Raw genomic sequence first — 22,582 nt, 5'->3', positions numbered from 1 at the left:
CGGTCATTGCAGCAGCGCGGCTGCCTTCACGGCAGACGTTGCAGCAGCGTAATTGTTAACGAGGAGCTGGATCGAAGCCGCCGACATGTCGAGCACCGGCTTCGGATAGACTCCGAACAGAATGGTGAGAATGACCAGCGGCACCAGCACCAAGCCTTCCCGGAACGTGATGTCCTTGATCCCCTGCAGCGCAGGCTTGGTCAGTTCACCGAACACGACCTTGCGGTACAGCCATAGTGCATAGGCCGCCGACAGGATCACGCCGATGCTGGCGAATGTCGCCGTCGGGATCGAAACCTTGAAGGTGCCGATCAGCGTCAGGAATTCACCGACGAAGCCGGAGGTGCCGGGCAGACCGACATTGGCCATGGTGAACACCATGAACAGCGCCGCATAGATCGGCATCCGATTGACGAGGCCGCCATAGGCCGCGATCTCACGGGTATGCAGCCGGTCGTAGACGACGCCGACGCAGAGGAACAGCGCGCCCGACACGATGCCGTGCGACACCATCTGGAACACCGCGCCCGAGACGCCCTGCGTCGTGCCGGCGAAGATGCCCATGGTCACATAGCCCATATGCGCGACCGACGAGTAGGCGATCAGCTTCTTGATGTCTTCCTGCATCAGCGCGACCAGCGACGTGTAGACGATCGCGATCACGGAGAGCGTCCAGACCATCGGCGCGAAATAGAGGGAGGCATCCGGGAACATCGGCAGCGAGAAGCGCAGGAAGCCGTAACCGCCCATCTTCAGCATGATCGCGGCCAGCACGACCGAACCCGCCGTCGGCGCTTCCACGTGTGCGTCAGGCAGCCAGGTGTGCACTGGCCACATCGGCATCTTGACCGCGAAGGATGCGAAGAATGCCAGCCACGCCCATGTCTGCAGGCTGCGCGGCACGGCCGTGTGCATCAGCGTCGGGATGTCGGTCGTACCCGCATTCCAGTACAGCGCCATGATGGCCAGCAGCATCAGCACCGAGCCGAGGAACGTGTAGAGGAAGAACTTGAACGAGGCGTAGACGCGGCGCGGGCCGCCCCAGATGCCGATGATCAGAAACATCGGGATCAGGCCGCCTTCGAAGAACAGATAGAACAGCACCAGATCCAGCGCCGAGAAGGTGCCGATCATCAGCGTTTCCAGGAACAGGAACGCGATCATGTATTCGCGAACGCGCTTGGTGACCGACTTCCAGCTGCACAGAATGCAGAACGGCATCAGGGCCGTGGTCAGGATCACGAAGGGCAGCGAAATGCCGTCCACACCCATGTGGTAGTTGATGGTTGCGGCCAGCCACGGCGCCTTTTCGACGAACTGGAAGTCGCCGTTCGACGGATCGAAGCGCATCACCAGGATCAGCGAGACCGCAAAAGTGATCAGCGTGGTCCAGAGCGCGATCCAGCGGGCATTGCCCTGCGCAGCCTCGTCATCGCCGCGGCTGAGATAGATCAGGATCGCGCCGACAATCGGCAGGAAGGTGACGACCGAAAGAATCGGCCATGTCATGACGGACGCCATTGTTACTGGCCCCCCAGGCCGAAGATAAACCAGGTGATCAACCCGGCGACGCCGATCAGCATCGCGAAGGCATAGTGATAGAGGTAACCGGTCTGCAGCTTCACCGCACCGCGCGTGATATCGAGCACGCGGGACGAGACACCATCAGGCCCGAGGCCGTCGATGATCATGCCGTCGCCCTTCTTCCAGAGGAAGTGGCCGATCCACTTGGCCGGGCGAACGAAGATGATCTCGTAAAGCTCGTCGAAGTACCACTTGTTGAGCAGGAACTTGTAGAGCAGCGGATGCTGGTTCGCGAGCTCGACAGGCAAATACGGCTTGCGAACATAGAACAGATACGAAATCAGGAAACCGAGCACCATCATCACGGTCGGCACATAGGGCACCCAGCCCGGGATGTGATGCATCTCCTCGATGATATGCGGGTTCATCTTCAGCGATTCCCGGAAGAACTCGCCGACGTGATGACCAGCAAAGAGCTCCTTGAACGGGAAGCCTGCGGCGAACGATCCGATGCCCAGCACGGCCAGCGGGACCAGCATCCACAGCGGCGCTTCATGTGCTGCATCGTAATGTTTCTGGTCATGCGGCACGCCATGGAACGTCTTGAACACCAGACGCCACGAATAGAACGAGGTCAGCAAGGCCGCGACCACGGTCATCAGGAAGCCGTAGAAGGCGAACTGGGTGTGCGAGGCGTAAGCCGCTTCGATGATCGCGTCCTTCGAGAAGTAGCCGGCCGTGAACGGGAAGCCGGTCAGCGCCAGCGTACCGATGGTCATCATCGCATAAGTGAACGGGATCTTGTTCCACAGGCCACCCATCTTGCGGATGTCCTGCTCGTGATGCATCGCGTAGATCACCGAGCCCGAGCCCAGGAACAGCAGCGCCTTGAAGAAGGCGTGCGTGAACAGGTGGAACATGGCGACCGAGTAAGCCCCCGTCCCCAGCGCCACGAACATGTAGCCGAGCTGCGAACAGGTCGAGTAAGCGACGATACGCTTGATGTCGTTCTGCACCAGACCGATGGTCGCGGCGAAGAATGCAGTGGTCGCGCCGACCAGCATCACGACGGCCTGCGCATTCGGCGCGAGCTCGAACAGCGGTGACATACGCGCCACCATGAACACGCCCGCGGTGACCATGGTCGCCGCGTGGATCAGCGCCGACACAGGCGTCGGGCCTTCCATCGCGTCCGGCAACCAGGTGTGCAGCAGGAACTGGGCCGACTTGCCCATCGCGCCGACGAACAGCAGCAGACAGGTCAGTGTCAGCGCATCGGCGTGCCAGCCGAAGAAGTTGATCGTCTTGCCGGTCAGGCCGGGCGCGCTGGCGAAGATCGTGTCGAGATCGGTCGAGCCAACCAGCATGAATAGCGCGAAGATGCCGAGCAGGAAGCCGAAGTCGCCGACGCGGTTGACCACGAAGGCCTCGATCGCCGCCGCATTGGCCGAGGGCTTCTTGAACCAGAAACCGATCAGCAGGTAACTGGCCAGACCCACGCCTTCCCAGCCGAAGAACAGCTGCAGCAGGTTATCCGCGGTCACCAGCATCAGCATCATGAAAGTGAACAGCGACAGATACGCCATGAAGCGCGGCCGGTTCGGATCGTCTTCCATATAGCCGAGCGAATAGATGTGCACGAGCGACGACACCGTGGTGACGACGACGAGCATCACGGCGGTCAGCGTATCGACGCGGAGCGTCCAGGACAGCTGCAGATCGCCTGAATTGATCCAGTTCAGCAGCACGATACGGGCATCGTGATGCATGAAGGCGACATCGACGAAGGTCATCCAGGACAGCACCGCCGACACCACCAGAAGACCGGCGGTGATCAGCTCGGCCGCACGCGAGCCGAGCGCGGCCGGCTCGGCAACGTGGTGATGGTCGTCGTGATCATCGTGACCATGATCGTCATGCCCATGCGCAGCATGTGCATGCGCGCTGGCATCGCCGTGACCGTGATCGTCATGCGCATGGTCCATCTCGTCGCCGCTCGGGTTACGCCCATGCGCACCCAGAATGGCGATGAAGCCTGCGATCAGCGCGCCGATCAGCGGCAGGAATACAAGAGCCTGGATCATAACTGGCTCAGCCCTTCATCAGATTGACGTCTTCAACCGCGATCGAACCGCGGTTGCGGAAATAGACCACCAGCACGGCGAGACCGATCGCTGCTTCCGCAGCGGCCACGGTCAGCACAAGCAGCGCGAACACCTGCCCGACGATGTCGCCGAGGAAGGTCGAGAACGCCACCATGTTGATGTTGACGGCGAGCAGGATCAGCTCGATCGACATCAGGATGACGATGATGTTCTTGCGGTTCAGGAAGATGCCGAGAATGCCCAGCGTGAACAGGATCGCTGCGACCGCCAGATAGTGTCCGAGACCGATCGTCATTTGACCCAGCTCCCCGCGTCGGCGTCCTGCAGGCCCTGCCCGGTCGCGACCTTGCGCACTTCCATCGCCAGTTCCGGATTGCGCGCGTTCTGAACATTGATGTCCTGGCGCCGGACTTTGACCTTGTGACGCAGCGTCAGCACGATCGCGCCGATCATCGCCACCAGCAGCACCATACCGGCCAACTGGAAGTAATGGATGTACTTCGTATAGAGCACGAGGCCGAGCGCCTCGGTATTGCTCACATTCGTCGGGATGGCCGCCGTGATCGACTTGGTGACGTTCGGGTTCATCACCCAGCCACCTGCGACCAGCAGCAATTCGGCAAGGAAGATCGCGCCGATCACGAGACCAAACGGCAGATACTGGATGAAGCCTTCGCGCAGCTGCGTGAAGTCGACGTCGAGCATCATGATGACGAACAGGAACAGCACCGCGACGGCGCCGACATAGACGACGATCAGCAGCATCGCCAGGAATTCGGCGCCCATCAGCACGAACAGGCCCGAGGCGTTGACGAAGGCCAGGATCAGGAACAGCACGGAATGCACGGGATTGCGCGAGGCAATCACCATGACCGCGGAAGCCACGCAGATGCTGGCGAACAGATAGAAGAACAGTGCGGGAAGGATCATCTGGTCACCTTACCGGTACGGCGCGTCGAGTTCGATTGACTTCGCAATCTCGCGCTCCCAGCGGTCGCCGTTGGCGAGCAATTTCGCCTTGTCATAATAGAGTTCCTCACGCGTCTCGGTGGCGAACTCGAAGTTCGGTCCCTCGACGATCGCATCCACCGGACAGGCCTCCTGGCACAGTCCGCAATAGATGCATTTCACCATGTCGATGTCGTAGCGCACGGTACGACGCGTACCATCGTTGCGGCGCGGGCCGGCTTCGATGGTGATGGCCTGTGCCGGACACACCGCTTCGCAGAGCTTGCAGGCGATGCAGCGCTCTTCACCGTTCGGATAGCGGCGCAGCGCATGCTCGCCACGGAAACGCGGCGAGATCGGCCCCTTCTCGAACGGATAGTTCAGCGTCGGCTTCGGCTTGAAGAAATACCGCATGGCGAGGACGAACGCCGAAACGAACTCCGCCAGCAGAAGCGAATGAGCTGTTGCCCTGATATTCATAGTGACCTCATTTCGGAGCAAGCCCCCCGAATTGCAGCACGGCAGCGACGATGATGACGTACGCCAACGACAGCGGCAGAAACACCTTCCAGCCCAGACGCATCAGCTGGTCGTAGCGGTAGCGCGGCACGATCGCCTTCGCCATCGCAATCAGGAAGAACATGAACATCACCTTGATGGCGAACCAGATGATGCCTGGCACCCAGGTGAATGGCGCGAACGGGATCGGCGACAGCCAGCCGCCAAGGAACAGGATCGTGGCCAGCGCACACATGGTGACGATGGCAACATACTCGCCGAGCATGAACAGCAGATACGGGGTCGAGCCGTATTCGGTCATGAAGCCCGCGACCAGCTCCGATTCCGCTTCGACGAGGTCGAAGGGCGGACGGTTGGTTTCAGCCAGCGCCGAGACGTAGAAGATCACGAACATCGGGAATAGCGGGATCCAGTACCAGCCGAGGATGCCCCACTTCGAATCCTGCGCGGCGACGATTGCCGTCAGGTTCAGCGAACCGACGCAGAGCAAGACGGTGATGATGACGAAGCCGATCGAGACTTCGTAGGACACCATCTGCGCGGCGGCACGCAGCGCCGACAGGAACGGATATTTCGAGTTCGACGACCAGCCGGCCATGATGATGCCGTAGACCGACAGCGACGAGATCGCGAAAATATAGAGCACACCGACATTGATGTCGGAGATCACCCAGCCGAGATCCATCGGGATCACCGCCCAGGCCGCCAGCGCGAGCACGCAGGACACCAGCGGCGCCAGCAGGAACACGCCCTTGTTGGAGCTGGAAGGAACAACCGGCTCCTTCAATACGAATTTCAGCAAGTCCGCGAAGGATTGCAGCAGGCCGAATGGCCCGACCACGTTGGGGCCACGGCGGATCTGTACCGCTGCCCAGATCTTGCGGTCAGCCAGCAGGATGTAGGCAATCGCAATCAAGAGCACCACGAGCACAAGGAGGCTCTGCGCGACCATGATGATCAGCGGCCACAGGGTGCTTGTCCAGAATTCAGCCATCGGTTTACTCCGCCGCCGTCAGCATCTGGCCGGAAGCCAGGCGGGAGCATTCCGCCATGATGGCTGACGCACGCGCGATCGGGTTGGTCAGGTAGAAGTCCTCAACGGAGGCCTTGAACGGTGTCTTGTCGACGGTGCCGCCCTTGCCCGCAAGGGTCTTGATCGCACCGGCGTCGCCGGTCTCGATCTGATCGATGCGCATCAGGTGCGGTGCAGCCTTGAAGATCGCCTGCCGCAGCGCAGCCAGCGAGTCGTAAGGCAGCTTGTGGCCGAGCACGTCGGACAGCGCGCGGATCACCGCCCAGTCCTCGCGGGCATCGCCCGGCGGGAAGCCGGCGCGCTCCGCCATCTGCACGCGGCCTTCGGTGTTGACGAAGATGCCGGACTTCTCGGTATAGGCCGCACCCGGCAGGATCACGTCGGCGCGATGCGCGCCGCGATCACCATGGGTGCCGATATAGACGACGAAGGTGCCGTCGGCGACTTTCACGTCGTCGGCGCCGAGCGAGAACAGCACGTCGAGCGAACCGGCCGACGTCATCTGCGCGAGGCTCAGGCTGCCTGCCGTCGGCGCGAAGCCGATATCGAGCGCGCCGACCGTCGAGGCCGCCGTCTGCAGCACCGCAAAGCCGTTCCAGCCGTCCTTGATGACGCCGAAGTCCGAAGCGAGCTTGGCAGCCGCCGCCAGTACCGCAGCGCCATCGGCACGTGCGGCTACACCGGCGCCAACCAGCACGATCGGATGCTTGGCGTTCTTCAGCACATCGGCGAAGGCGTTCTTGCCGGCGGCGAGTTCGGCCAGCGAGTCCGTGCCGGCGCCGAGATAGTCGTAGCGATAGGTCAGATCGGCCTTCTCGCCGATCACGCCGACCTTCAACGCACCGGTGCGCCACGCCTTGCGAATGCGCGCGTTGAGAACGGCGGCTTCCTTGCGCGGGTTGGCGCCCACGATCAGCAGCGCATCGGCCTGCTCGATGCCGGCGATGGTCGGGTTGAAGATGTAGGACGCACGGCCAGTGGCCGTATCGAACGCGCCCGCGCTCTGGGTCGCCAGATTGGCAGAACCCATGCTTGCGAGCAGTTGCTTCAGCGCGAACATCTCCTCGACGGCGGCGAGATCGCCGGCGATGGCGCCAATCTTCTTGCTGCCGGCAACCTTCGCAGCGATGGCACTGAACGCTTCAGCCCAGGTCGCAGCGCGCAGCTTGCCGTTGTCGCGGATATACGGGCGATCGAGGCGCTGCGTGCGCAGGCCATCGACGATGTGGCGCGTCTTGTCGGAGATCCATTCCTCGTTCACGGCCTCGTTGACGCGCGGCAGAATGCGCATCACTTCGCGGCCACGGGTATCGACGCGGATCGCCGAACCGACGGCGTCCATGACGTCGATGGACTGGGTCTTGCCGAGCTCCCACGGACGCGCGGCGAAAGCGTAAGGCTTCGAGGTCAGCGCACCGACCGGGCAGATATCGACGAGGTTGCCCTGCAGCTCCGAGGTCAGCGCCGTCTCGAGGAACGAGGTGATTTCCATGTCCTCGCCGCGACCGGTAGCGCCCATTTCCGGCACGCCGCAGATTTCGGCGGCGAAACGAACGCAGCGCGTGCACTGGATACAGCGGTTCATCGAGGTCTTGACCAGCGCGCCGAGATACTTGTCCTCGACGGCGCGCTTGTTTTCGGCAAAGCGCGACGTGTCGACGCCGTAACCCATCGCCTGGTCCTGCAGATCGCACTCGCCGCCCTGATCGCAGATCGGGCAATCCAGCGGGTGGTTGATCAGCAGGAATTCCATCACGCCTTCGCGTGCCTTCTTGACCATCGGCGAACGGGTCGAGATTTCCGGCGGTTCTCCCTTGGGACCAGGCCGGCAATCGCGCACGCCCCAGGCGCAGCTCGCGACCGGCTTCGGTCCGCCCTTTACTTCGACCAGGCACATGCGGCAGTTGCCGGCGATCGACAGGCGCTCGTGGTAGCAGAAGCGTGGGATTTCGGCGCCGGCGGCTTCACACGCCTGCAGCAGCGTGTATTCCGCGGGAACCTCGATCTCTTTGCCGTCGATGATCAGTTTCGTCATAGCCATGCGCCCTACTCCGCCGCGACCAGATGCGCGGGATCGAGGATGCCCTGATCGTCGAGCGTCGCCTTGCGGCTGAACTCTTCGATGCGGCGTTCGATCTCCGGGCGGAAGGCGCGGATCAGGCCCTGCACCGGCCACGCGGCGGCATCGCCGAGTGCGCAGATGGTGTGGCCTTCAACCTGCTTGGTGACTTCGAGCAGCATGTCGATCTCGCGCTTGTGGGCGCGGCCCTCGACCATGCGGCTCAGCACGCGCCACATCCAGCCGGTGCCTTCGCGGCACGGCGTGCACTGGCCGCAGCTCTCATGCTTGAAGAAGTAGCTGATGCGGGCAATCGCCGCGACCACGTCGGTGGACTTGTCCATGACGATGACGCCGGCGGTGCCGAATGACGACTTCACCGCGCGGGTGCCGTCGAAATCCATGATGAGTTCTTCGCAATCCGCAGCCGGGATCAACGGGCACGATGCGCCGCCCGGGATGATTGCCAGCAGATTGTCCCAACCGCCACGAATGCCGCCGCCGTGCTTCTCGATCAGTTCACGGAACGGAATGCTCATCGCGTCCTCGACGACGCAGGGCGTGTTGACGTGACCGGAGATGCCGTAAAGCTTGGTGCCGACATTGTTCGGACGGCCGATCGAGGCGAACCACGCCGCGCCGCGCCGCAGGATATCCGGCGCAACAGCGATCGACTCGACATTGTTCACCGTGGTCGGGCAGCCGTAGAGACCGACATTGGCCGGGAATGGCGGCTTCAGGCGCGGCTGGCCTTTCTTGCCTTCGAGGCTTTCGAGCAGTGCAGTCTCTTCGCCGCAGATATAGGCGCCGGCACCGTGCGCGACATAGAGGTCGAACGGGAAGCCGTGAATGTTGTTCTTGCCGATCAGATTGGCCTCATAGGCCTGATCGATCGCCGCCTGCAGGTGCTCGCGCTCCCGAATGAATTCGCCGCGCACATAGATGTAACCGACATGGGCGCCCATGGCGCAGCCGGCGATCAGGCAGCCTTCGACCAGCGTATGCGGATCGTGCCGCATGATCTCGCGGTCCTTGCAGGTGCCGGGCTCGGACTCGTCGGCATTGACGACGAGATAGCTCGGGCGGCCGTCGGCATTGTCCTTGGGCATGAAGGACCACTTCATGCCGGTCGGGAAGCCTGCACCGCCGCGGCCGCGCAACCCCGACGCCTTCATCTCGTTGACGATCCAGTCACGGCCCTTATCGATGATGGCCTTGGTGCCATCCCAGCCGCCGCGGCGGCGTGCGCCGGCCAGACCCCAGTCGTCGAGGCCGTAGAGATTGCGGAAGATGCGGTCGTTGTCGTCGAGCATGGCTTCCTCGATCAGCGATTGGATTGCTTGTAGGCGAGCATCGCGGCGCAACCGCCGAACACAACGGCCCACAACAGACTGGATTCAAGCGTGGCGTTCAAAAAGAAGCGCTGCAGCGAGAAAATGAACGCAGCTGCGACCATCGTATGCAGTGCGATGTAGAGCCACTTGTTCATTGCCGCGTCCCCCGACAGCGTTGCAAATTTCATCGACAGCGCGCGCGTCATTTCTTCGGCTCCTTGGGAGTCTTCGGCTCCTTGGGAGCACCACCCTGCGGCGGATTGGTCTTGGTCGCGTCGGCCGCCGGCGGCTTCGGCGCCGGGCGCTCCTGCACATTGGCCGACTCGGTCTGCTTCTTCGGCTCGGCATCGGCGAGCGCAGGTTCCTTCGGCATATCCAGAACCTTCGTGTAAGTGGCGGCGCCACCGCTCGTCATCACGCGCGCGCCGCCTTCGGGCGCAGCAAACTGACGGCCGATCTGCGAACCCGGCTTCGGCGGCGTGCCGGCAGCGAAACCGTCGATCAGCTTGTTCATGCTCTCTTTGGTGAGATCTTCGTAAGTGTCGCTCCAGATCATCGCCATCGGGGCGTTGACGCAGGCGCCGAGACACTCGACCTCTTCCCAGCTGAAGTCGCCATCCGCGGACAGATGGAACGGGTCGTGATGGATGCGATGCTGACAGACGTCGATCAGATCGCCGGCGCCGCGCAGCATGCAAGGCGTGGTACCGCAGACCTGAATATGCGCCTTCTTGCCGACCGGCTGCAGCTGGAACTGGGTATAGAAGGTCGCGACTTCGAGCACGCGGATATAGGGCATTTCCAGCATGTCGGCGACGACGCGGATCGCGGCTTCCGATACCCAGCCAGCCTGTTGTTCCTGCGCACGCCACAGGATCGCGATCACGGCCGATGCCTGGCGACCGGGCGGATAATGAGTGATCTGCTCTTTCGCCCACGCCAGATTCTCGGGCGTGAATTCAAATGAAGCGGGCTGAACTTCTTTCGGAGCCAAACGGCGGACGGACATGTCTAGTCTCTCAATGAGTGCGGCGCGCCGCGCTCGCATTCAGGCTGTTGATGCGGTCGAGCCAGAACGCACTCGATGTGCCAAACACGTTGTAGCCAACATGTGTGGACACCTTGATGCGATCGAGGATCGACAGCTCGGTCACGGTTTCGAAACGGTTGGTGGCGGGATCATGCACGATCAGCTTGAGCGGCGTTTGATCCAGGATAAAGCGTGAGACGGTGTGATGCGGGTCATTGCCGTGCTCTTCGCACATGATGACCGAGTCGCCCTGCAGCAATCGCGTGCCGCCCTTGATGGCCTCGATCTCGACGCCTTCGACGTCGAGCTTGATCAGGTATTTGCCCGACATCGACACCTTGCCGTCGTCGAGCAGATTGTCGAGCGAGATCACCGGTACTTCCTCGCCGCCCGCATTCGGATCGCCGGCGATGCTGAAGGCTTCGTGCTTGGTGCCCGACAGATGCGCCGTGCCACGCTGCGAGCCGATCGCGCATTTGATGACGTCGAACCGGTCACCATTAATTTTGGCGTTATTGGCGAGCTTGGCGAAATTGTCGAACGAGGGCTCGATGGCGATCGCCTTGTGCGAGCCGAACGGCGCGCTCGACACCAGCACCGACCAGTATCCGTAATTCGCGCCGCAATCGAGCAGCGTGTAATCGACATCGATCGAGTTCCGGAACAACACCTCAAGCTCGTCTTCATAGGAGAACGTGCGGTTGAGCAACTTGCTCCAGTAACCATCGCCGAACGGGAACGCGAACAGCGCATCCGCATTCAGCTTCACCACGAGATCGCGCGCCGGCAACACAGTCCTGCGCATCAGATTGGCGCACATGTTGTAGCCGCGATGCGAGAACGACGACGAGATCTTCGAGCCAACCACCAGCGCACAGGCCATCGCACGTTCCCAGAGATTCACGCTCTGGAGAACGCCGGACGCCCGGTCAAACTGGATGGGAGGCGCCAGCGTCACCGATCGACCTCACCAAACACGATGTCGAGCGAACCGAGAATGGCCGAGACGTCGGCGAGCAGATGGCCGCGGCACATGAAGTCCATAGCCTGCAGATGCGCAAAGCCCGGCGCGCGAATCTTGCACTTGTAGGGTTTGTTGGTGCCGTCGGATACGAGATAGACGCCAAATTCGCCCTTCGGCGCTTCGACGGCCGCATAGACCTCACCTTCCGGCACGCGAAAACCTTCGGTGTAGAGCTTGAAGTGATGGATCAGCGATTCCATCGAACGCTTCATCTCGCCGCGACGCGGCGGGAAAATCTTGTTGTCTTCGATCGCAACGGCGCCCTGCCCGTCCGGCGCGCGCATCTTGGCGATGCACTGCTTCATGATCTTGGTCGACTGCCGCATCTCTTCGACGCGAATACAGTAGCGATCGTAGCAGTCGCCGTTCTTGCCGATCGGAACGTCGAAATCCATTTCGGCGTAGCATTCATAAGGCTGCGACTTGCGCAGATCCCAGGCAGCGCCCGAGCCACGCACCATCACGCCGGAGAAGCCCCACTTCCAGGCATCTTCCAGCGACACCACGCCGATATCGACGTTGCGCTGTTTGAAAATACGATTGCCGGTGAGCAGCGTTTCGAGATCGTCGAGCACCTGCGGGAAGGCATCGCACCAGGCATCGATATCGTTGATCAGCTTGGGCGGCAGATCCTGATGCACGCCGCCGATACGGAAGAACGCGGCATGCATGCGCGAGCCCGAGGCGCGCTCATAGAACACCATCAGTTTTTCGCGCTCTTCGAAGCCCCACAGCGGCGGGGTCAGCGCGCCGACGTCCATCGCCTGCGTGGTGATGTTGAGAAGATGCGACAGGATGCGGCCGATTTCGGAATACAGCACGCGGATCAACTGGCCGCGGCGCGGCACGGTGACGCCGAGCAGCTTTTCGGCGGCCAGACAGAACGCGTGTTCCTGGTTCATCGGCGCGACGTAATCGAGCCGGTCGAAATACGGGATCGCCTGCAGATAGGTCTTCTGCTCGATCAGCTTCTCGGTGCCGCGGTGAAGCAGGCCGATATGCGGATCGACGCGCTCGACGACTTCACCGTCGAGTTCCAGCACAAGGCGGAGCACGCCGTGCGCGGCCGGATGCTGCGGTCCGAAGTTGATCGTGAAATTGCGAACGTTGGGTTGTTCGGTCATGGCTTGACCTCTGCCTTCTCGTCACCGGGCAGCACGGGATAATCCGCGCCTTCCCAGGGCGAGAGGAAATCGAACTTGCGGAATTCCTGATTGAGCCGGACCGGCTCGTACACCACCCGCTTCTCCTGGTCGTCGTAGCGAACTTCGACGAAGCCTGTGAGCGGGAAGTCCTTGCGCAGTGGATGGCCGTCGAAACCGTAATCGGTCAGCAGACGGCGCATGTCGGGATGACCGACAAAGATCACGCCATAGAGGTCATAGGCTTCGCGCTCGAACCAGTCGGCGCCGGGAAACACTGAGATGATCGACGGCACCTGCGTCGTCTCGGATGCGATCGCCTTCAGACGGATGCGCGCATTCAATGTCGGCGACATCAGATGATAGACAACGTCGAAGCGCTTTTCGCGACCGGGATAGTCGACGGCCGTCGCATCGGTAAAATTGACGAAGCGGCACCGCGGATCGTCACGCAGGAACTGCGCGACCTCGACGATCTTCGATGTTTCCACCGCAATCGTCAGCTGGCCGAACGCCACCTCATGCGCGAGCGCGGCACCCGGCAGGGCGCCGACAATCGTCTGACCCAGTGTGTCGAGCCTCACATCGTCCATGACAAAGCCTTAAGCGTTCGCGAGTCTTAGCGTTCAATCGTGCCGGTGCGGCGGATCTTCTTCTGCAGCAGCAGCACGCCGTAGAGAAGCGCTTCTGCGGTGGGCGGGCAGCCCGGGACATAAATGTCGATCGGCACGATACGGTCGCAGCCCCGAACCACCGAATACGAGTAGTGATAGTAGCCGCCGCCATTGGCGCAGGAGCCCATCGAGATGACGTAACGCGGCTCCGGCATCTGGTCATAGACCTTGCGCAGCGCCGGGGCCATCTTGTTGGTCAGCGTGCCGGCGACGATCATCACGTCGGACTGACGCGGCGACGCGCGCGGCGCGAAGCCGAAGCGCTCGACGTCGTAACGCGGCATCGACACCTGCATCATCTCAACCGCGCAGCAGGCGAGACCGAAGGTCATCCACATCAGCGAGCCGGTGCGCGCCCAGGTGATCAGGTCGTCGGTCGCGGCGACGAAGAAGCCCTTGTCGGACAGCTCGGCATTGACCTCGAGAAAATACGGATCGTTCGCGCCGATCGGCTTGCCGGTGGACGGATCGATGATGCCTTTCGGCGCCTGCGCGATGGCGGGAGCCGAGGCTATGACTGGGCTCAATCCCATTCGAGCGCGCCTTTCTTCCATTCGTAGGCGAAACCGATGGTGAGCACGCCGAGAAACACGATCATCGACCAGAAGCCGGTTGCGCCAAGCTTGCCGAAGGCCACTGCCCACGGAAACAGAAAGGCGACTTCCAGATCGAAGATGATGAAGAGAATCGCCACCAGATAGAACCGCACATCGAACTTCATGCGCGCATCGTCAAAAGCGTTGAATCCGCATTCATAGGCGGACAGCTTTTCCGGATCTGGCTGCTGGTAGGCGACGAGAAATGGCGCGATCAGCAAGGCCAGACCGATGACGGATGCGATGCCGATAAAGACCACAAGTGGGAGATAATTATGCAAGATGCCGTTCATCGGCGAGCCTTACTCCTGCGGCCCTGACTTTGCCACAGATTCGAACATTGGAATGGTTCTGAGGCTTAGCGCAGCGCAACAAGCCATGCAAGACAAGGGATGTTGACAGTTTCATGCTCTGCCATGCGCGGCGCGACGATTGAAACGCAACCTTGCCGATGCATCGCCGGCTGCGACAAACCTCCCGCAGATTCTCAAAAATCCGGCATGACTTCCCAACCGCCGGGACCGTCAAACCTCGCCCGTCGGCGGGTCGGACCTGGCGCTCCTTCCCTGCCACAACATGCCATCCAGTTCGGCGCGTTTCCGCGCCAGCAGCAACTCCGCGGCGGCGTTGTCCATGCCCGCCTGTCGCAACAGACGGATCGCCGCGCCGAGCTCGGCGATCTGCGCCCGCAATGTGATGATCCTGAGCTGCGGCGGCTCGCTCACGCCGGACATGCCAGCACCTCACGCTCCGCGATGAGCGCCAGCAGATCGGCCTGCATCCGCCGCAGGCGCATGGCGGCATTGGCACAATCCAGCTGGGCATTGGTCAGCAGCCGGATATCCGACTGCACCCCTTTCATCTGGTAGCGCAGCCGGGCGATTCTGAAATTCAGGTTGGCGAGCTTGGTCATTTGCGATATAGAACAAAAAGAGAACAAATTGACAAGCCATTGTTTCAACCCAGATCGGATTTTTGGAGGTTCCCATGACCCCTGCTTTAAAGACCCTGGCTTTGAAGACCCCTGCTTTGAACACCCGCGGTGAGATCGTCGTCCCCGCGATTGCGGCATCGGTATCGTCGTATGAGAGCCTGCCGGATCGCCTCTCCGGCCCGATGACCCGCGGCCAGGCGCTGACGCTGAAATCGCTGGCGATCGAGGCCTATCAGCCCAAACAATTCGAAAAGGATCTGACGCGCGCTGAAGCCGCGCGGCGAATCGAGGCGCTGAAGCAGGAAATCGCGTTGGCAGATTCGTTCTGAGCGCTGGCACGTCAAATGCCGCGCGAGACGTCTACAACTCTATAGTTCTGTTGAGGAAACTTGTGGGGACGACCGCGGATGGACCTGAATCTCGCCATTCCCGATGGAATGGCGCGAGAGACGGGACTCGAACCCGCGACCTCTGCCGTGACAGGGCAGCGCTCTAACCAACTGAGCTACTCCCGCGTGGATCGTCTGCAATCCCGCAGTGGGGCTGGACATAAAGGGACGTCCTTTTGAAGTCAAGGACGTTGCAGAACCATTCCGGGGGACATCACAAGAAGGCGTCGTTGCAGGCTTTGCGAGAAGGCCGTTTTAAGGCCGAAAATGCAAATAAGCCCCTGTTTGCAGGCAAAACAGCGGCGCGGCATCGCTCCGAATCGTTTAAGCCCTGCTGCGTCACAGGTTTAAGACAGACCACCAACGAGAAGGGCCAGATTCATGGCAAAAGCTGCAACCACCACCGCCGCGAAAGCGGCCACTCCTCCCACCATCACGCTGAAGCATCTCGCCGCGGCCCTGGCTGAAGATCACGAGCTGTCGAAGAAGAAGGCCGAAGAAATCCTCGGTGACATGGTGGAGCGCATCACCAACCATCTCAAGAATGGCGAGCGTATCCGCATCGTCGGCCTTGGCATCCTTCAGGTCCGCAAGCGCGCCGCCCGCATGGGTCGCAACCCGGCGACCGGCGAGCAGATCGAGATCGCAGCCAGCAAGAAGGTCGCGTTCCGGCCGGCCAAGGAACTCAAGGAAGCCGTCTGATCGACCGCTTGAACTGATCTCATTCCGGGCCGCGTCCTCGTGACGGCCCGGAATGAAACTTCTAAGCTGTGAGGACTTCTGCAATCAGATGGTGACCTTTGACAGCAACTCCCCCCTTCGATTTCGCCCATGACGTGACTGCGTGCTTCCTGCGCTATGTAGTGATCGACACTCAGTCCGACCCTACCTCCCCCACCTGCCCATCGACCGAAAAGCAGAAGGATCTCGGCCGCGTACTCGCGCAGGAGCTGCGGGACCTGGGGCTCAGGGACGCGCATCTCGACGAGCATGGCTATGTCTATGCGACGATCCCCGCGACATCGGACAAGAAGGTGCCGGTGATATGTTTCTGCTCGCATATGGACACCTCGCCCGACTGCAGCGGCAAGGATGTCAAACCCCAGATCGTCAAGAACTATCGGGGCGGCGATATCGTGCTGCCGGTGGACACAACGCAGGTCATCCGCGTCGCCGACAATCCGGCGCTGAAGGACCAGATCGGCCATGACATCATCACCACCGACGGCACCACCTTGCTGGGCGCCGACAACAAGGCTGGCCTTGCCGAGATCATGGACGCGGCACGTTTCCTGGTTGCCAATCCACAGATCAGGCACGGCACCATCAAGATCCTGTTCACGCCCGATGAAGAGATCGGCCGCGGCGTCGACAAGGTCGACCTGACAAAGCTGGGCGCCGACTTCGCCTACACCATGGATGGCGAGACCGCCGGCTACGTCGAAGACGAGACTTTCTCGGCCGACGGTGCCGTCATCACCATCGAAGGCGTCAGCGCACATCCCGGCTTTGCCAAGGGCAAGATGGAGCACGCCATCAAGATCGCCGCCGCAATCGTCGAGCGACTGCCGAAAGACACCTGTTCGCCTGAGACCACCGACGGCAAGCAAGGCTTCCTGCATCCGATCGGCATTTCCGGCGCGCTTGAAAAAGCGACGCTCAGTCTGATCGTGCGCGACTTCACAGATGACGGCCTTGCGGAGAAGGAAGCGCTGCTGCAATCCATCGTCGACGACGTGATGACGGCCTATCCGCACTCGACAGCGACGCTCGAGATCAAGCAGCAATACCGCAACATGAAGCAGGTGATCGACCGCTACCCGCACATGGTCGAATACGCCGTGGAAGCGATCCAGCGCGCCGGGCTCAAACCCGTCCGCAGCAGCATCCGCGGCGGCACCGACGGATCGCGGCTGTCCTTCATGGGCCTGCCCTGCCCCAACATCTTCGCCGGCGAACACGCCTTCCATGGCCGTACCGAATGGGTCAGCGTCCAGGACATGGAAAAAGCCGTGCAGACCATCGTGCATCTGGCGATGATCTGGGAAGAACGGGCGTAGTGGTAACAAAGAACCATTCGCTGCACAAAGCAGCGATGGACGGCCGTTCCGGCAGTCACGGAACGGTGTATAGTTGTGGTGTCAATCGAATGGCGAATTGCGCGCCGTGACGGCGACGATATCCTCCCCAGTACATTTATAAATTATAACAAGAATTATTTCCCAAAAACATAGCTCCATTTCAGCTGATATGCAGGCGCGCCATGGGGTCATTCAAAGGCAAGCATTTTCAGACCGCACTGTCGGCCATCGAAAGTATTGCCAATGCCGCCTCCATGTCTGCGGTTGGCGATATCGTGGCCGCTACGGCCAAATCGTTCGGCTACAATCACATCTGCTTTCTGGCCTCGACCGGCGTCAACCAACCGTTCGAAGATCGCGTATTGCTGAAAGTATGGCCCAAAGCATGGGCCGAACAATATAGCGCGTCCAATTTCTATGCCTCGGATCCCGTTGCGCCGCGGATCCGCCGGCAACCCGAGCTGTTCACCTGGTCCGACATCCGGCTCGACGAGGTCAGCCCGATATCACGGACCATCATGGAGATCGCGTCCGTCGATTACGGATTGAAGTTCGGCCTCTGCGCGCCGGTGCATGGCATGAACGGCTATCAGGCCGGCTTGTCACTCGCTGGCTACGAAGTCGAAGACACCGAGGACGCACACGGCGCCATCGAGCTCGTCACCATGTATGCGTTCAATCGCTTTGCAACGCTTCGCTCTCATCAGCGTGCGAAGTTGATCGCCCTCACCTTGCGGGAGCGCGAGGTCGTCAGCTGGGTCGCTGCCGGAAAGACCGCCTGGGATACGAGCGTCATTCTCGGCATCTCCGAAGATACGGTGAACAAGACCGTCACCGCCGCCATGCACAAGTTGAATGCGCATACGCGCGCGCAGGCCGTGGCCGAAGCGATCACACAAGGACTGATCGCTTTCTGAATTGTCAATCCCCTGCCCACGGAATATCGCGACCAAACTCATCATGAGACCCCTCCACGCAGACGAGCGTGGAGAGCTTTTTATGATCGAGGTCATTCACAGCGGTAATGCTGGGCAGTTCGGCGATCTCCTGGACAAGCAATTTCGGCTCCGGCACGAGGTCTTCGTCGGAGAGCGCGGCTGGACCGCCTTTGATGTCGATGGCATCCACGAGAAAGACCAGTATGACGATGATGCTGCTGTCTATTTGGTCGCGGCCGATGACGCAGGCACTGTCGCAGGCGGCTTCCGGCTCTATCCAACCGTACTGCCTCACATGCTCAGCGAGAATTTTGCGCAGCTTGTCGATGGCGCGCTGATCCAGCGCCGCGATGTGTTCGAGCTGACACGCTTTGCCATGCGCAAATCCGAACGCCGCAGCCGGCACTATTTCGAACTGCTACTCGCGATTCAGGAATATGGCCTGATGGAAGGCCTGTCCGGTTTCACCTCGGTCATCAATCCCTTGCGCATCCCGATTCTTCAGGGCTTCGGACTGGAGATCGAGCCGCTGGGATTGCCAGCCATGATCGATGGCGAGGCCACCATCGCCGTGCTGTTTCATGTCAGTGAAAAGTGTCTCGCCCGCGTCAGCAAGAGTGTTGCCATCGAAGACAGCGTCTTTGCGTTGCCTCAGACCTCCCGGCGGATCGCCTGATGCCGATGTCCCCCAATCAGTTCCAGGTCATTCAGGGCGGCAAAGACGCCGACGAGCTGATCGTCACGATGCTGCAAGCTTTGCGGCTGGCAAACGCATGCGGGTCCGAGACGACCTATGATCTGCTGCGCATGGCGCTGTTGAACGAAGGCGTTCAACTCGCCAAGGTGCTGGCGGCGCGCTAGGCGAAACACCTGAGGGCGAGATCGGAATATCCGCGCGAGAACGCCTTGCCGCGACGGAGTGCTGGCGTTAAAGAGAGGCCGTGAGGGTGATTGCCCGAGGGCGGCTAGCTCAGCTGGTTAGAGCATCTCGTTTACACCGAGAGGGTCGGGAGTTCGAATCTCTCGCCGCCTACCACCTCCCTTGGCCACTACGGATCGTTCGATCCCTTCGGCCGCGCTGGCAGTTCCGCGAGATCATGAATCCAGGGCGCGGCTGACCGGCACCAGATCTGACGTCGTGGCGGAAGCTCGGCGCGCTGGCGGATGCTGCCCCAGCGAATACCCCACTCGTTATCCTCAGCCGCTTCGCCGCTGGCGAACATCGGCGAACCGCAGTCTCCGCAAAAGTGCTGCAGCCGGTTGAGACCATTGTCGCCGCGCTTGACATAGATCTTCGGTGCACCGCCCGTCATCTCGATCGTATCGACCAGGGTCAGCACCGTGACGCGATAGGGCGAGCCGGTCATGGTCTGGCAATCCGTGCAATGGCAGATCGACACCCGCTGCGGATCGATTGTCGCCCGATAGCTGATGAAGCCGCAGTGGCATTGGCCGTCGATCTGCATCGCACTGTCTCCCGAACGATCTCCAAGCATTGCAATCTTGCCATAAAAAAACGGCGCCCCGAAGGGCGCCGCTGATTGTCGTCGAGAATGTCGGCCTCAGTGCGCCGTGAGGCCGCTGCCGGCCTCTTCCGCGCCATCGGCCTTCACCGGCAGCTTGGTGTCCTCTTCCCAGACGATCGCCTTGGGCGCCCGCACCAGGGCGTTGGCGATCACCTCGTCCATCCGGGCGACCGGGATGATGTTCAGCCCGCCCTTGATGGCGTCGGAGATCTCGGTGAGGTCCTTGGCATTGTCCTCGGGGATCAGCACCGTCTTGATGCCGCCGCGGGCCGCCGCCAACAACTTCTCCTTCAGACCACCGATCGGCAGGATCCTGCCGCGCAGCGTGATCTCGCCGGTCATGGCGACATCGTGCCGGATCGGAATGCCCGTGAGCACGGACACGATCGTCGTCGCCATCGCCACGCCTGCGGACGGACCGTCCTTCGGCGTTGCACCTTCGGGCACGTGGACGTGGATGTCGCGCCGCTCGAACAGCGGCGGTTCGATCCCGAAGTTGATCGCGCGCGAGCGGACATAGGATGCCGCCGCCGAGATCGATTCCTTCATCACGTCACGCAGGTTGCCGGTGACGGTCATGCGGCCCTTGCCGGGCATCATGACGCCTTCAATGGTGAGCAATTCACCACCGACATCCGTCCATGCCAGACCGGTGACGACACCGACCTGATCGTCGCTCTCGATCTCGCCGTAGCGATACTTGGGCACGCCCAGGAACTCTTCGAGATTCTTCTCGGTGACCTTCACCACCTTCTTCTTCGAGAGCATCAGCTCCTTCACGGCCTTGCGGGCCAGTGTGGAGAGCTCGCGCTCCAGATTACGCACGCCCGCTTCGCGGGTGTAGCGGCGGATCATCAAGAGCAAGGCGTCGTCGTCGATCGACCATTCCTTGGCATCCAGACCGTGCTTGGAGAGCGCGATCGGAATGAGATGCTTGCGAGCGATCTCGACCTTCTCGTTCTCCGTGTAGCCGGCGATCCGGATGATCTCCATACGATCCATCAGCGGGCCCGGAATATTCAGGGTGTTCGCCGTGGTGATGAACATCACGTTCGACAGATCGTAATCGACCTCGAGGTAGTGATCGGCAAAGGTGCCGTTCTGCTCGGGGTCGAGGACCTCAAGCAGAGCCGACGACGGATCGCCGCGGAAATCGGCGCCCATCTTGTCGATCTCGTCCAGCAGGAAGAGCGGATTCGTCGTCTTGGCCTTGCGCATCGACTGGATGATCTTGCCAGGCATCGAACCGATATAGGTCCGGCGATGTCCGCGGATCTCCGCCTCGTCACGCACGCCGCCGAGCGACACGCGCACGAACTCACGTCCGGTCGCCTTCGCGATCGACTTGCCGAGCGAGGTCTTGCCCACGCCGGGAGGACCGACGAGGCACAGGATCGGCCCGCTCAGCTTGTTGGCGCGCGTCTGCACCGCGAGATACTCGACGATGCGGTCCTTGACCTTCTCGAGCCCGTAGTGATCGTCGTCCAGCACGGCCTGCGCCGCGGCAAGGTCCTTCTTGACCTTGGACTTCTTGCCCCACGGAATCGACAGCAGCCAATCGAGATAGTTCCGCACGACGGTCGCTTCCGCGGACATCGGCGACATCTGGCGCAGCTTCTTCAGCTCATGCTGCGCCTTCTCGCGGGCTTCCTTCGACAGCTTGGTCTTGGCGATCTTCTCTTCGATGTCGGCCAGCTCGTCACGACCTTCGTCGTCGCCGAGCTCCTTCTGGATCGCCTTCATCTGTTCGTTGAGATAGTACTCGCGCTGGGTCTTCTCCATCTGGCGCTTGACGCGCGAGCGGATACGCTTCTCGACCTGCAGCACCGAGATCTCGCTCTCCATCAGGCCGAGCACCTTCTCCAGGCGCGCGGTGACAGACAGCGTTTCCAGGATGCCCTGGCGATCCGCGATCTTGACGGCGAGATGCGACGCGACGGTGTCGCCGAGCTTGGCGAAGTCAGTGATCGCCTGCACGACGCCGACGACTTCGGCGGAGATCTTCTTGTTGAGCTTCACATAGCTCTCGAAGTCCGAGACAACCGAACGCGACAGCGCTTCCGCCTCGACGCTCTTGGCATCGGTATCGGCCAGCGCGACTGCGGTCGCTTCGTAATATTCGGTGCGATCGGAATACTTCTCGACCTTGGCGCGCTCGAGCCCTTCCACCAGCACCTTCACGGTGCCGTCGGGAAGCTTCAAAAGCTGCAGCACGCTGGCGAGCGTACCGATCTCGTAAATCGAGTCCGGCGATGGATCATCGTCCGACGCATTCTTCTGCGTGGCGAGCATGATGAGCGCATCGTTCTTCATCACCTCTTCGAGCGCGCGGATCGATTTCTCGCGGCCGACGAAGAGAGGCACGATCATGTGCGGGAAGACGACGATGTCGCGCAGCGGCAACACCGGATAGGAGTGGCTTTCGCCGTGAACAATGGTTGGCCGGGGTTTGGAGGCAGTCATGGCCCATTCCTTTTGCTGTGCCCCCTTGCAAGCAGTCCGCCCGATGGCGCAACCGCACAAGGTGCCGATTTTCCGTCTTTGCTCGGCCGTCTCAGGCTCTACGTGTCCGGATCGTTATGGCGAATCTTGAGGGAGATTTTGTGTTCGCCGAGAGCATTAGGTGGCTATGGGCCGGGGGGGTGTCAAGTCGCGGAAATACCCATGAACAAGGGCGGTTTACAGAGCATAGCAGCAATAAAATAGGCGGCTGCCGATCACCGGCA

General features: G+C 61.3%; 25 protein-coding genes and 2 tRNA genes. 7 read left to right on the top strand and 20 right to left on the bottom strand.

Going from position 1 to position 22,582, the window contains the following annotated elements:
* Nucleotides 1–3: 3 nt before the first annotated feature.
* From RSO67_RS00230 to RSO67_RS00150, 17 genes are all read right to left on the bottom strand, one after another.
* A complete protein-coding gene (locus tag RSO67_RS00230; RefSeq protein ID WP_410001794.1) occupies nt 4–1,509 on the bottom strand; it encodes an NADH-quinone oxidoreductase subunit M in 1,506 nt (501 codons plus the stop codon).
* Between the two features lie 14 nt (nt 1,510–1,523).
* The gene (gene nuoL, locus RSO67_RS00225) at nt 1,524–3,608 is read right to left on the bottom strand and encodes an NADH-quinone oxidoreductase subunit L (RefSeq protein ID WP_315841852.1); all 2,085 of its coding nucleotides are present in this window, start codon (nt 3,606–3,608) and stop codon (nt 1,524–1,526) included.
* A 7-nt stretch (nt 3,609–3,615) separates the two neighbouring features.
* A complete protein-coding gene (gene nuoK, locus RSO67_RS00220; RefSeq protein WP_068730883.1) occupies nt 3,616–3,924 on the bottom strand; it encodes an NADH-quinone oxidoreductase subunit NuoK in 309 nt (102 codons plus the stop codon).
* Nucleotides 3,921–4,559 carry an NADH-quinone oxidoreductase subunit J gene (locus RSO67_RS00215; RefSeq protein WP_068730884.1) on the bottom strand — a complete coding sequence of 213 codons (639 nt, stop codon included), beginning with the start codon at nt 4,557–4,559 and terminating at the stop codon, nt 3,921–3,923. Before RSO67_RS00215 ends, nuoK begins: the two co-directional genes overlap by 4 nt.
* A 9-nt stretch (nt 4,560–4,568) precedes the next feature.
* Nucleotides 4,569–5,057 (bottom strand): NADH-quinone oxidoreductase subunit NuoI, encoded by a 489-nt coding sequence (gene nuoI / locus RSO67_RS00210; protein WP_089264557.1) that lies wholly within the window; start codon nt 5,055–5,057, stop codon nt 4,569–4,571.
* Nucleotides 5,058–5,064: 7 nt separating this feature from the next.
* A complete protein-coding gene (gene nuoH, locus RSO67_RS00205) occupies nt 5,065–6,090 on the bottom strand; it encodes an NADH-quinone oxidoreductase subunit NuoH (protein WP_089264558.1) in 1,026 nt (341 codons plus the stop codon).
* 4 nt (nt 6,091–6,094) lie between these two features.
* On the bottom strand, nt 6,095–8,164 hold the full coding sequence (gene nuoG, locus RSO67_RS00200; protein WP_315844394.1) for an NADH-quinone oxidoreductase subunit NuoG: 2,070 nt from the start codon (nt 8,162–8,164) through the stop codon (nt 6,095–6,097).
* A gap of 11 nt (nt 8,165–8,175) precedes the next feature.
* The gene (gene nuoF / locus RSO67_RS00195) at nt 8,176–9,501 is read right to left on the bottom strand and encodes an NADH-quinone oxidoreductase subunit NuoF (RefSeq protein WP_068730888.1); all 1,326 of its coding nucleotides are present in this window, start codon (nt 9,499–9,501) and stop codon (nt 8,176–8,178) included.
* An 11-nt stretch (nt 9,502–9,512) separates the two neighbouring features.
* Entirely contained in the window at nt 9,513–9,728 is a 216-nt protein-coding gene (locus RSO67_RS00190) for a hypothetical protein (RefSeq protein WP_115028619.1), read from the bottom strand.
* Nucleotides 9,725–10,531, bottom strand: a complete 807-nt coding sequence (nuoE, locus tag RSO67_RS00185; protein WP_315841851.1) for an NADH-quinone oxidoreductase subunit NuoE — start codon at nt 10,529–10,531, stop codon at nt 9,725–9,727. Before nuoE ends, RSO67_RS00190 begins: the two co-directional genes overlap by 4 nt.
* A gap of 10 nt (nt 10,532–10,541) precedes the next feature.
* Nucleotides 10,542–11,510: an FkbM family methyltransferase gene (locus tag RSO67_RS00180; RefSeq protein ID WP_315841850.1), complete on the bottom strand. Its 969-nt coding sequence runs from the start codon at nt 11,508–11,510 to the stop codon at nt 10,542–10,544.
* Nucleotides 11,507–12,700 carry an NADH-quinone oxidoreductase subunit D gene (locus tag RSO67_RS00175; RefSeq protein ID WP_315841849.1) on the bottom strand — a complete coding sequence of 398 codons (1,194 nt, stop codon included), beginning with the start codon at nt 12,698–12,700 and terminating at the stop codon, nt 11,507–11,509. Before RSO67_RS00175 ends, RSO67_RS00180 begins: the two co-directional genes overlap by 4 nt.
* Complete coding sequence (locus tag RSO67_RS00170) at nt 12,697–13,311, bottom strand: NADH-quinone oxidoreductase subunit C (RefSeq protein ID WP_315841848.1); 615 nt, start codon at nt 13,309–13,311, stop codon at nt 12,697–12,699. Before RSO67_RS00170 ends, RSO67_RS00175 begins: the two co-directional genes overlap by 4 nt.
* 26 nt (nt 13,312–13,337) lie before the next feature.
* A complete protein-coding gene (locus RSO67_RS00165; protein ID WP_410001793.1) occupies nt 13,338–13,925 on the bottom strand; it encodes a NuoB/complex I 20 kDa subunit family protein in 588 nt (195 codons plus the stop codon).
* Nucleotides 13,916–14,281 carry an NADH-quinone oxidoreductase subunit A gene (locus RSO67_RS00160; protein ID WP_068730894.1) on the bottom strand — a complete coding sequence of 122 codons (366 nt, stop codon included), beginning with the start codon at nt 14,279–14,281 and terminating at the stop codon, nt 13,916–13,918. Before RSO67_RS00160 ends, RSO67_RS00165 begins: the two co-directional genes overlap by 10 nt.
* 231 nt (nt 14,282–14,512) lie before the next feature.
* Nucleotides 14,513–14,722 (bottom strand): hypothetical protein, encoded by a 210-nt coding sequence (locus RSO67_RS00155; RefSeq protein WP_315841847.1) that lies wholly within the window; start codon nt 14,720–14,722, stop codon nt 14,513–14,515.
* Nucleotides 14,710–14,901, bottom strand: a complete 192-nt coding sequence (locus tag RSO67_RS00150) for a hypothetical protein (RefSeq protein WP_315841846.1) — start codon at nt 14,899–14,901, stop codon at nt 14,710–14,712. The genes RSO67_RS00155 and RSO67_RS00150 overlap by 13 nt, the downstream gene beginning before the upstream one ends.
* 74 nt (nt 14,902–14,975) lie before the next feature.
* Here RSO67_RS00150 and RSO67_RS00145 point away from each other — a divergent pair, with 74 nt between their 5' ends.
* Nucleotides 14,976–15,251 carry a DUF3072 domain-containing protein gene (locus tag RSO67_RS00145; RefSeq protein WP_315841845.1) on the top strand — a complete coding sequence of 92 codons (276 nt, stop codon included), beginning with the start codon at nt 14,976–14,978 and terminating at the stop codon, nt 15,249–15,251.
* Between the two features lie 109 nt (nt 15,252–15,360).
* On the opposite strand, the gene RSO67_RS00140 is transcribed toward RSO67_RS00145, so the two are convergent.
* Nucleotides 15,361–15,437 (bottom strand) — tRNA-Asp (locus RSO67_RS00140).
* Between the two features lie 255 nt (nt 15,438–15,692).
* On the opposite strand from RSO67_RS00140, the gene RSO67_RS00135 reads away from it, so the two are divergent.
* The 6 genes from RSO67_RS00135 to RSO67_RS00110 all read left to right on the top strand — a co-directional run bounded on the left by RSO67_RS00135 (nt 15,693) and on the right by RSO67_RS00110 (nt 19,366).
* The gene (locus tag RSO67_RS00135) at nt 15,693–16,013 is read left to right on the top strand and encodes an HU family DNA-binding protein (RefSeq protein ID WP_068730898.1); all 321 of its coding nucleotides are present in this window, start codon (nt 15,693–15,695) and stop codon (nt 16,011–16,013) included.
* Between the two features lie 98 nt (nt 16,014–16,111).
* Nucleotides 16,112–17,371 (top strand): peptidase T, encoded by a 1,260-nt coding sequence (gene pepT / locus RSO67_RS00130; protein ID WP_315841844.1) that lies wholly within the window; start codon nt 16,112–16,114, stop codon nt 17,369–17,371.
* Between the two features lie 203 nt (nt 17,372–17,574).
* Nucleotides 17,575–18,309, top strand: coding sequence for a LuxR family transcriptional regulator (locus tag RSO67_RS00125; protein ID WP_315841843.1), 735 nt, complete (start codon nt 17,575–17,577; stop codon nt 18,307–18,309).
* A gap of 82 nt (nt 18,310–18,391) precedes the next feature.
* Nucleotides 18,392–19,006 carry an acyl-homoserine-lactone synthase gene (locus RSO67_RS00120; RefSeq protein ID WP_315841842.1) on the top strand — a complete coding sequence of 205 codons (615 nt, stop codon included), beginning with the start codon at nt 18,392–18,394 and terminating at the stop codon, nt 19,004–19,006.
* Nucleotides 19,006–19,191, top strand: a complete 186-nt coding sequence (locus RSO67_RS00115; protein ID WP_315841841.1) for a hypothetical protein — start codon at nt 19,006–19,008, stop codon at nt 19,189–19,191. The genes RSO67_RS00120 and RSO67_RS00115 overlap by 1 nt, the downstream gene beginning before the upstream one ends.
* 98 nt (nt 19,192–19,289) lie before the next feature.
* Nucleotides 19,290–19,366 (top strand) — tRNA-Val (locus tag RSO67_RS00110).
* A 13-nt stretch (nt 19,367–19,379) separates the two neighbouring features.
* On the opposite strand, the gene RSO67_RS00105 is transcribed toward RSO67_RS00110, so the two are convergent.
* Together RSO67_RS00105 and lon are read right to left on the bottom strand one after the other, a co-directional pair.
* Nucleotides 19,380–19,796 (bottom strand): GFA family protein, encoded by a 417-nt coding sequence (locus RSO67_RS00105; protein ID WP_315841840.1) that lies wholly within the window; start codon nt 19,794–19,796, stop codon nt 19,380–19,382.
* A gap of 96 nt (nt 19,797–19,892) precedes the next feature.
* A complete protein-coding gene (lon, locus tag RSO67_RS00100; RefSeq protein ID WP_093758782.1) occupies nt 19,893–22,319 on the bottom strand; it encodes an endopeptidase La in 2,427 nt (808 codons plus the stop codon).
* Nucleotides 22,320–22,582: the final 263 nt, after the last annotated feature.

Origin of the sequence: Tardiphaga sp. 709 (assembly GCF_032401055.1) — a bacterium.
GTDB lineage: Bacteria > Pseudomonadota > Alphaproteobacteria > Rhizobiales > Xanthobacteraceae > Tardiphaga.
This window is presented reverse-complemented; position numbering and strand designations above follow the sequence as displayed.

Bases quoted from the DNA above. Each gene is read 5' to 3' on its own strand.
- RSO67_RS00230 (WP_410001794.1), bottom strand. From the start codon at position 1,509: ATGACATGGCCGATTCTTTCGGTCGTCACCTTCCTGCCGATTGTCGGC.
- nuoL (WP_315841852.1), bottom strand. From the start codon at position 3,608: ATGATCCAGGCTCTTGTATTCCTGCCGCTGATCGGCGCGCTGATCGCA.
- nuoK (WP_068730883.1), bottom strand. From the start codon at position 3,924: ATGACGATCGGTCTCGGACACTATCTGGCGGTCGCAGCGATCCTGTTC.
- RSO67_RS00215 (WP_068730884.1), bottom strand. From the start codon at position 4,559: ATGATCCTTCCCGCACTGTTCTTCTATCTGTTCGCCAGCATCTGCGTG.
- nuoI (WP_089264557.1), bottom strand. From the start codon at position 5,057: ATGAATATCAGGGCAACAGCTCATTCGCTTCTGCTGGCGGAGTTCGTT.
- nuoH (WP_089264558.1), bottom strand. From the start codon at position 6,090: ATGGCTGAATTCTGGACAAGCACCCTGTGGCCGCTGATCATCATGGTC.
- nuoG (WP_315844394.1), bottom strand. From the start codon at position 8,164: ATGACGAAACTGATCATCGACGGCAAAGAGATCGAGGTTCCCGCGGAA.
- nuoF (WP_068730888.1), bottom strand. From the start codon at position 9,501: ATGCTCGACGACAACGACCGCATCTTCCGCAATCTCTACGGCCTCGAC.
- RSO67_RS00190 (WP_115028619.1), bottom strand. From the start codon at position 9,728: ATGACGCGCGCGCTGTCGATGAAATTTGCAACGCTGTCGGGGGACGCG.
- nuoE (WP_315841851.1), bottom strand. From the start codon at position 10,531: ATGTCCGTCCGCCGTTTGGCTCCGAAAGAAGTTCAGCCCGCTTCATTT.
- RSO67_RS00175 (WP_315841849.1), bottom strand. From the start codon at position 12,700: ATGACCGAACAACCCAACGTTCGCAATTTCACGATCAACTTCGGACCG.
- RSO67_RS00170 (WP_315841848.1), bottom strand. From the start codon at position 13,311: ATGGACGATGTGAGGCTCGACACACTGGGTCAGACGATTGTCGGCGCC.
- RSO67_RS00165 (WP_410001793.1), bottom strand. From the start codon at position 13,925: ATGGGATTGAGCCCAGTCATAGCCTCGGCTCCCGCCATCGCGCAGGCG.
- RSO67_RS00160 (WP_068730894.1), bottom strand. From the start codon at position 14,281: ATGAACGGCATCTTGCATAATTATCTCCCACTTGTGGTCTTTATCGGC.
- RSO67_RS00155 (WP_315841847.1), bottom strand. From the start codon at position 14,722: ATGTCCGGCGTGAGCGAGCCGCCGCAGCTCAGGATCATCACATTGCGG.
- RSO67_RS00150 (WP_315841846.1), bottom strand. From the start codon at position 14,901: ATGACCAAGCTCGCCAACCTGAATTTCAGAATCGCCCGGCTGCGCTAC.
- RSO67_RS00145 (WP_315841845.1), top strand. From the start codon at position 14,976: ATGACCCCTGCTTTAAAGACCCTGGCTTTGAAGACCCCTGCTTTGAAC.
- RSO67_RS00135 (WP_068730898.1), top strand. From the start codon at position 15,693: ATGGCAAAAGCTGCAACCACCACCGCCGCGAAAGCGGCCACTCCTCCC.
- RSO67_RS00125 (WP_315841843.1), top strand. From the start codon at position 17,575: ATGGGGTCATTCAAAGGCAAGCATTTTCAGACCGCACTGTCGGCCATC.
- RSO67_RS00120 (WP_315841842.1), top strand. From the start codon at position 18,392: ATGATCGAGGTCATTCACAGCGGTAATGCTGGGCAGTTCGGCGATCTC.
- RSO67_RS00115 (WP_315841841.1), top strand. From the start codon at position 19,006: ATGCCGATGTCCCCCAATCAGTTCCAGGTCATTCAGGGCGGCAAAGAC.
- RSO67_RS00105 (WP_315841840.1), bottom strand. From the start codon at position 19,796: ATGCAGATCGACGGCCAATGCCACTGCGGCTTCATCAGCTATCGGGCG.
- lon (WP_093758782.1), bottom strand. From the start codon at position 22,319: ATGACTGCCTCCAAACCCCGGCCAACCATTGTTCACGGCGAAAGCCAC.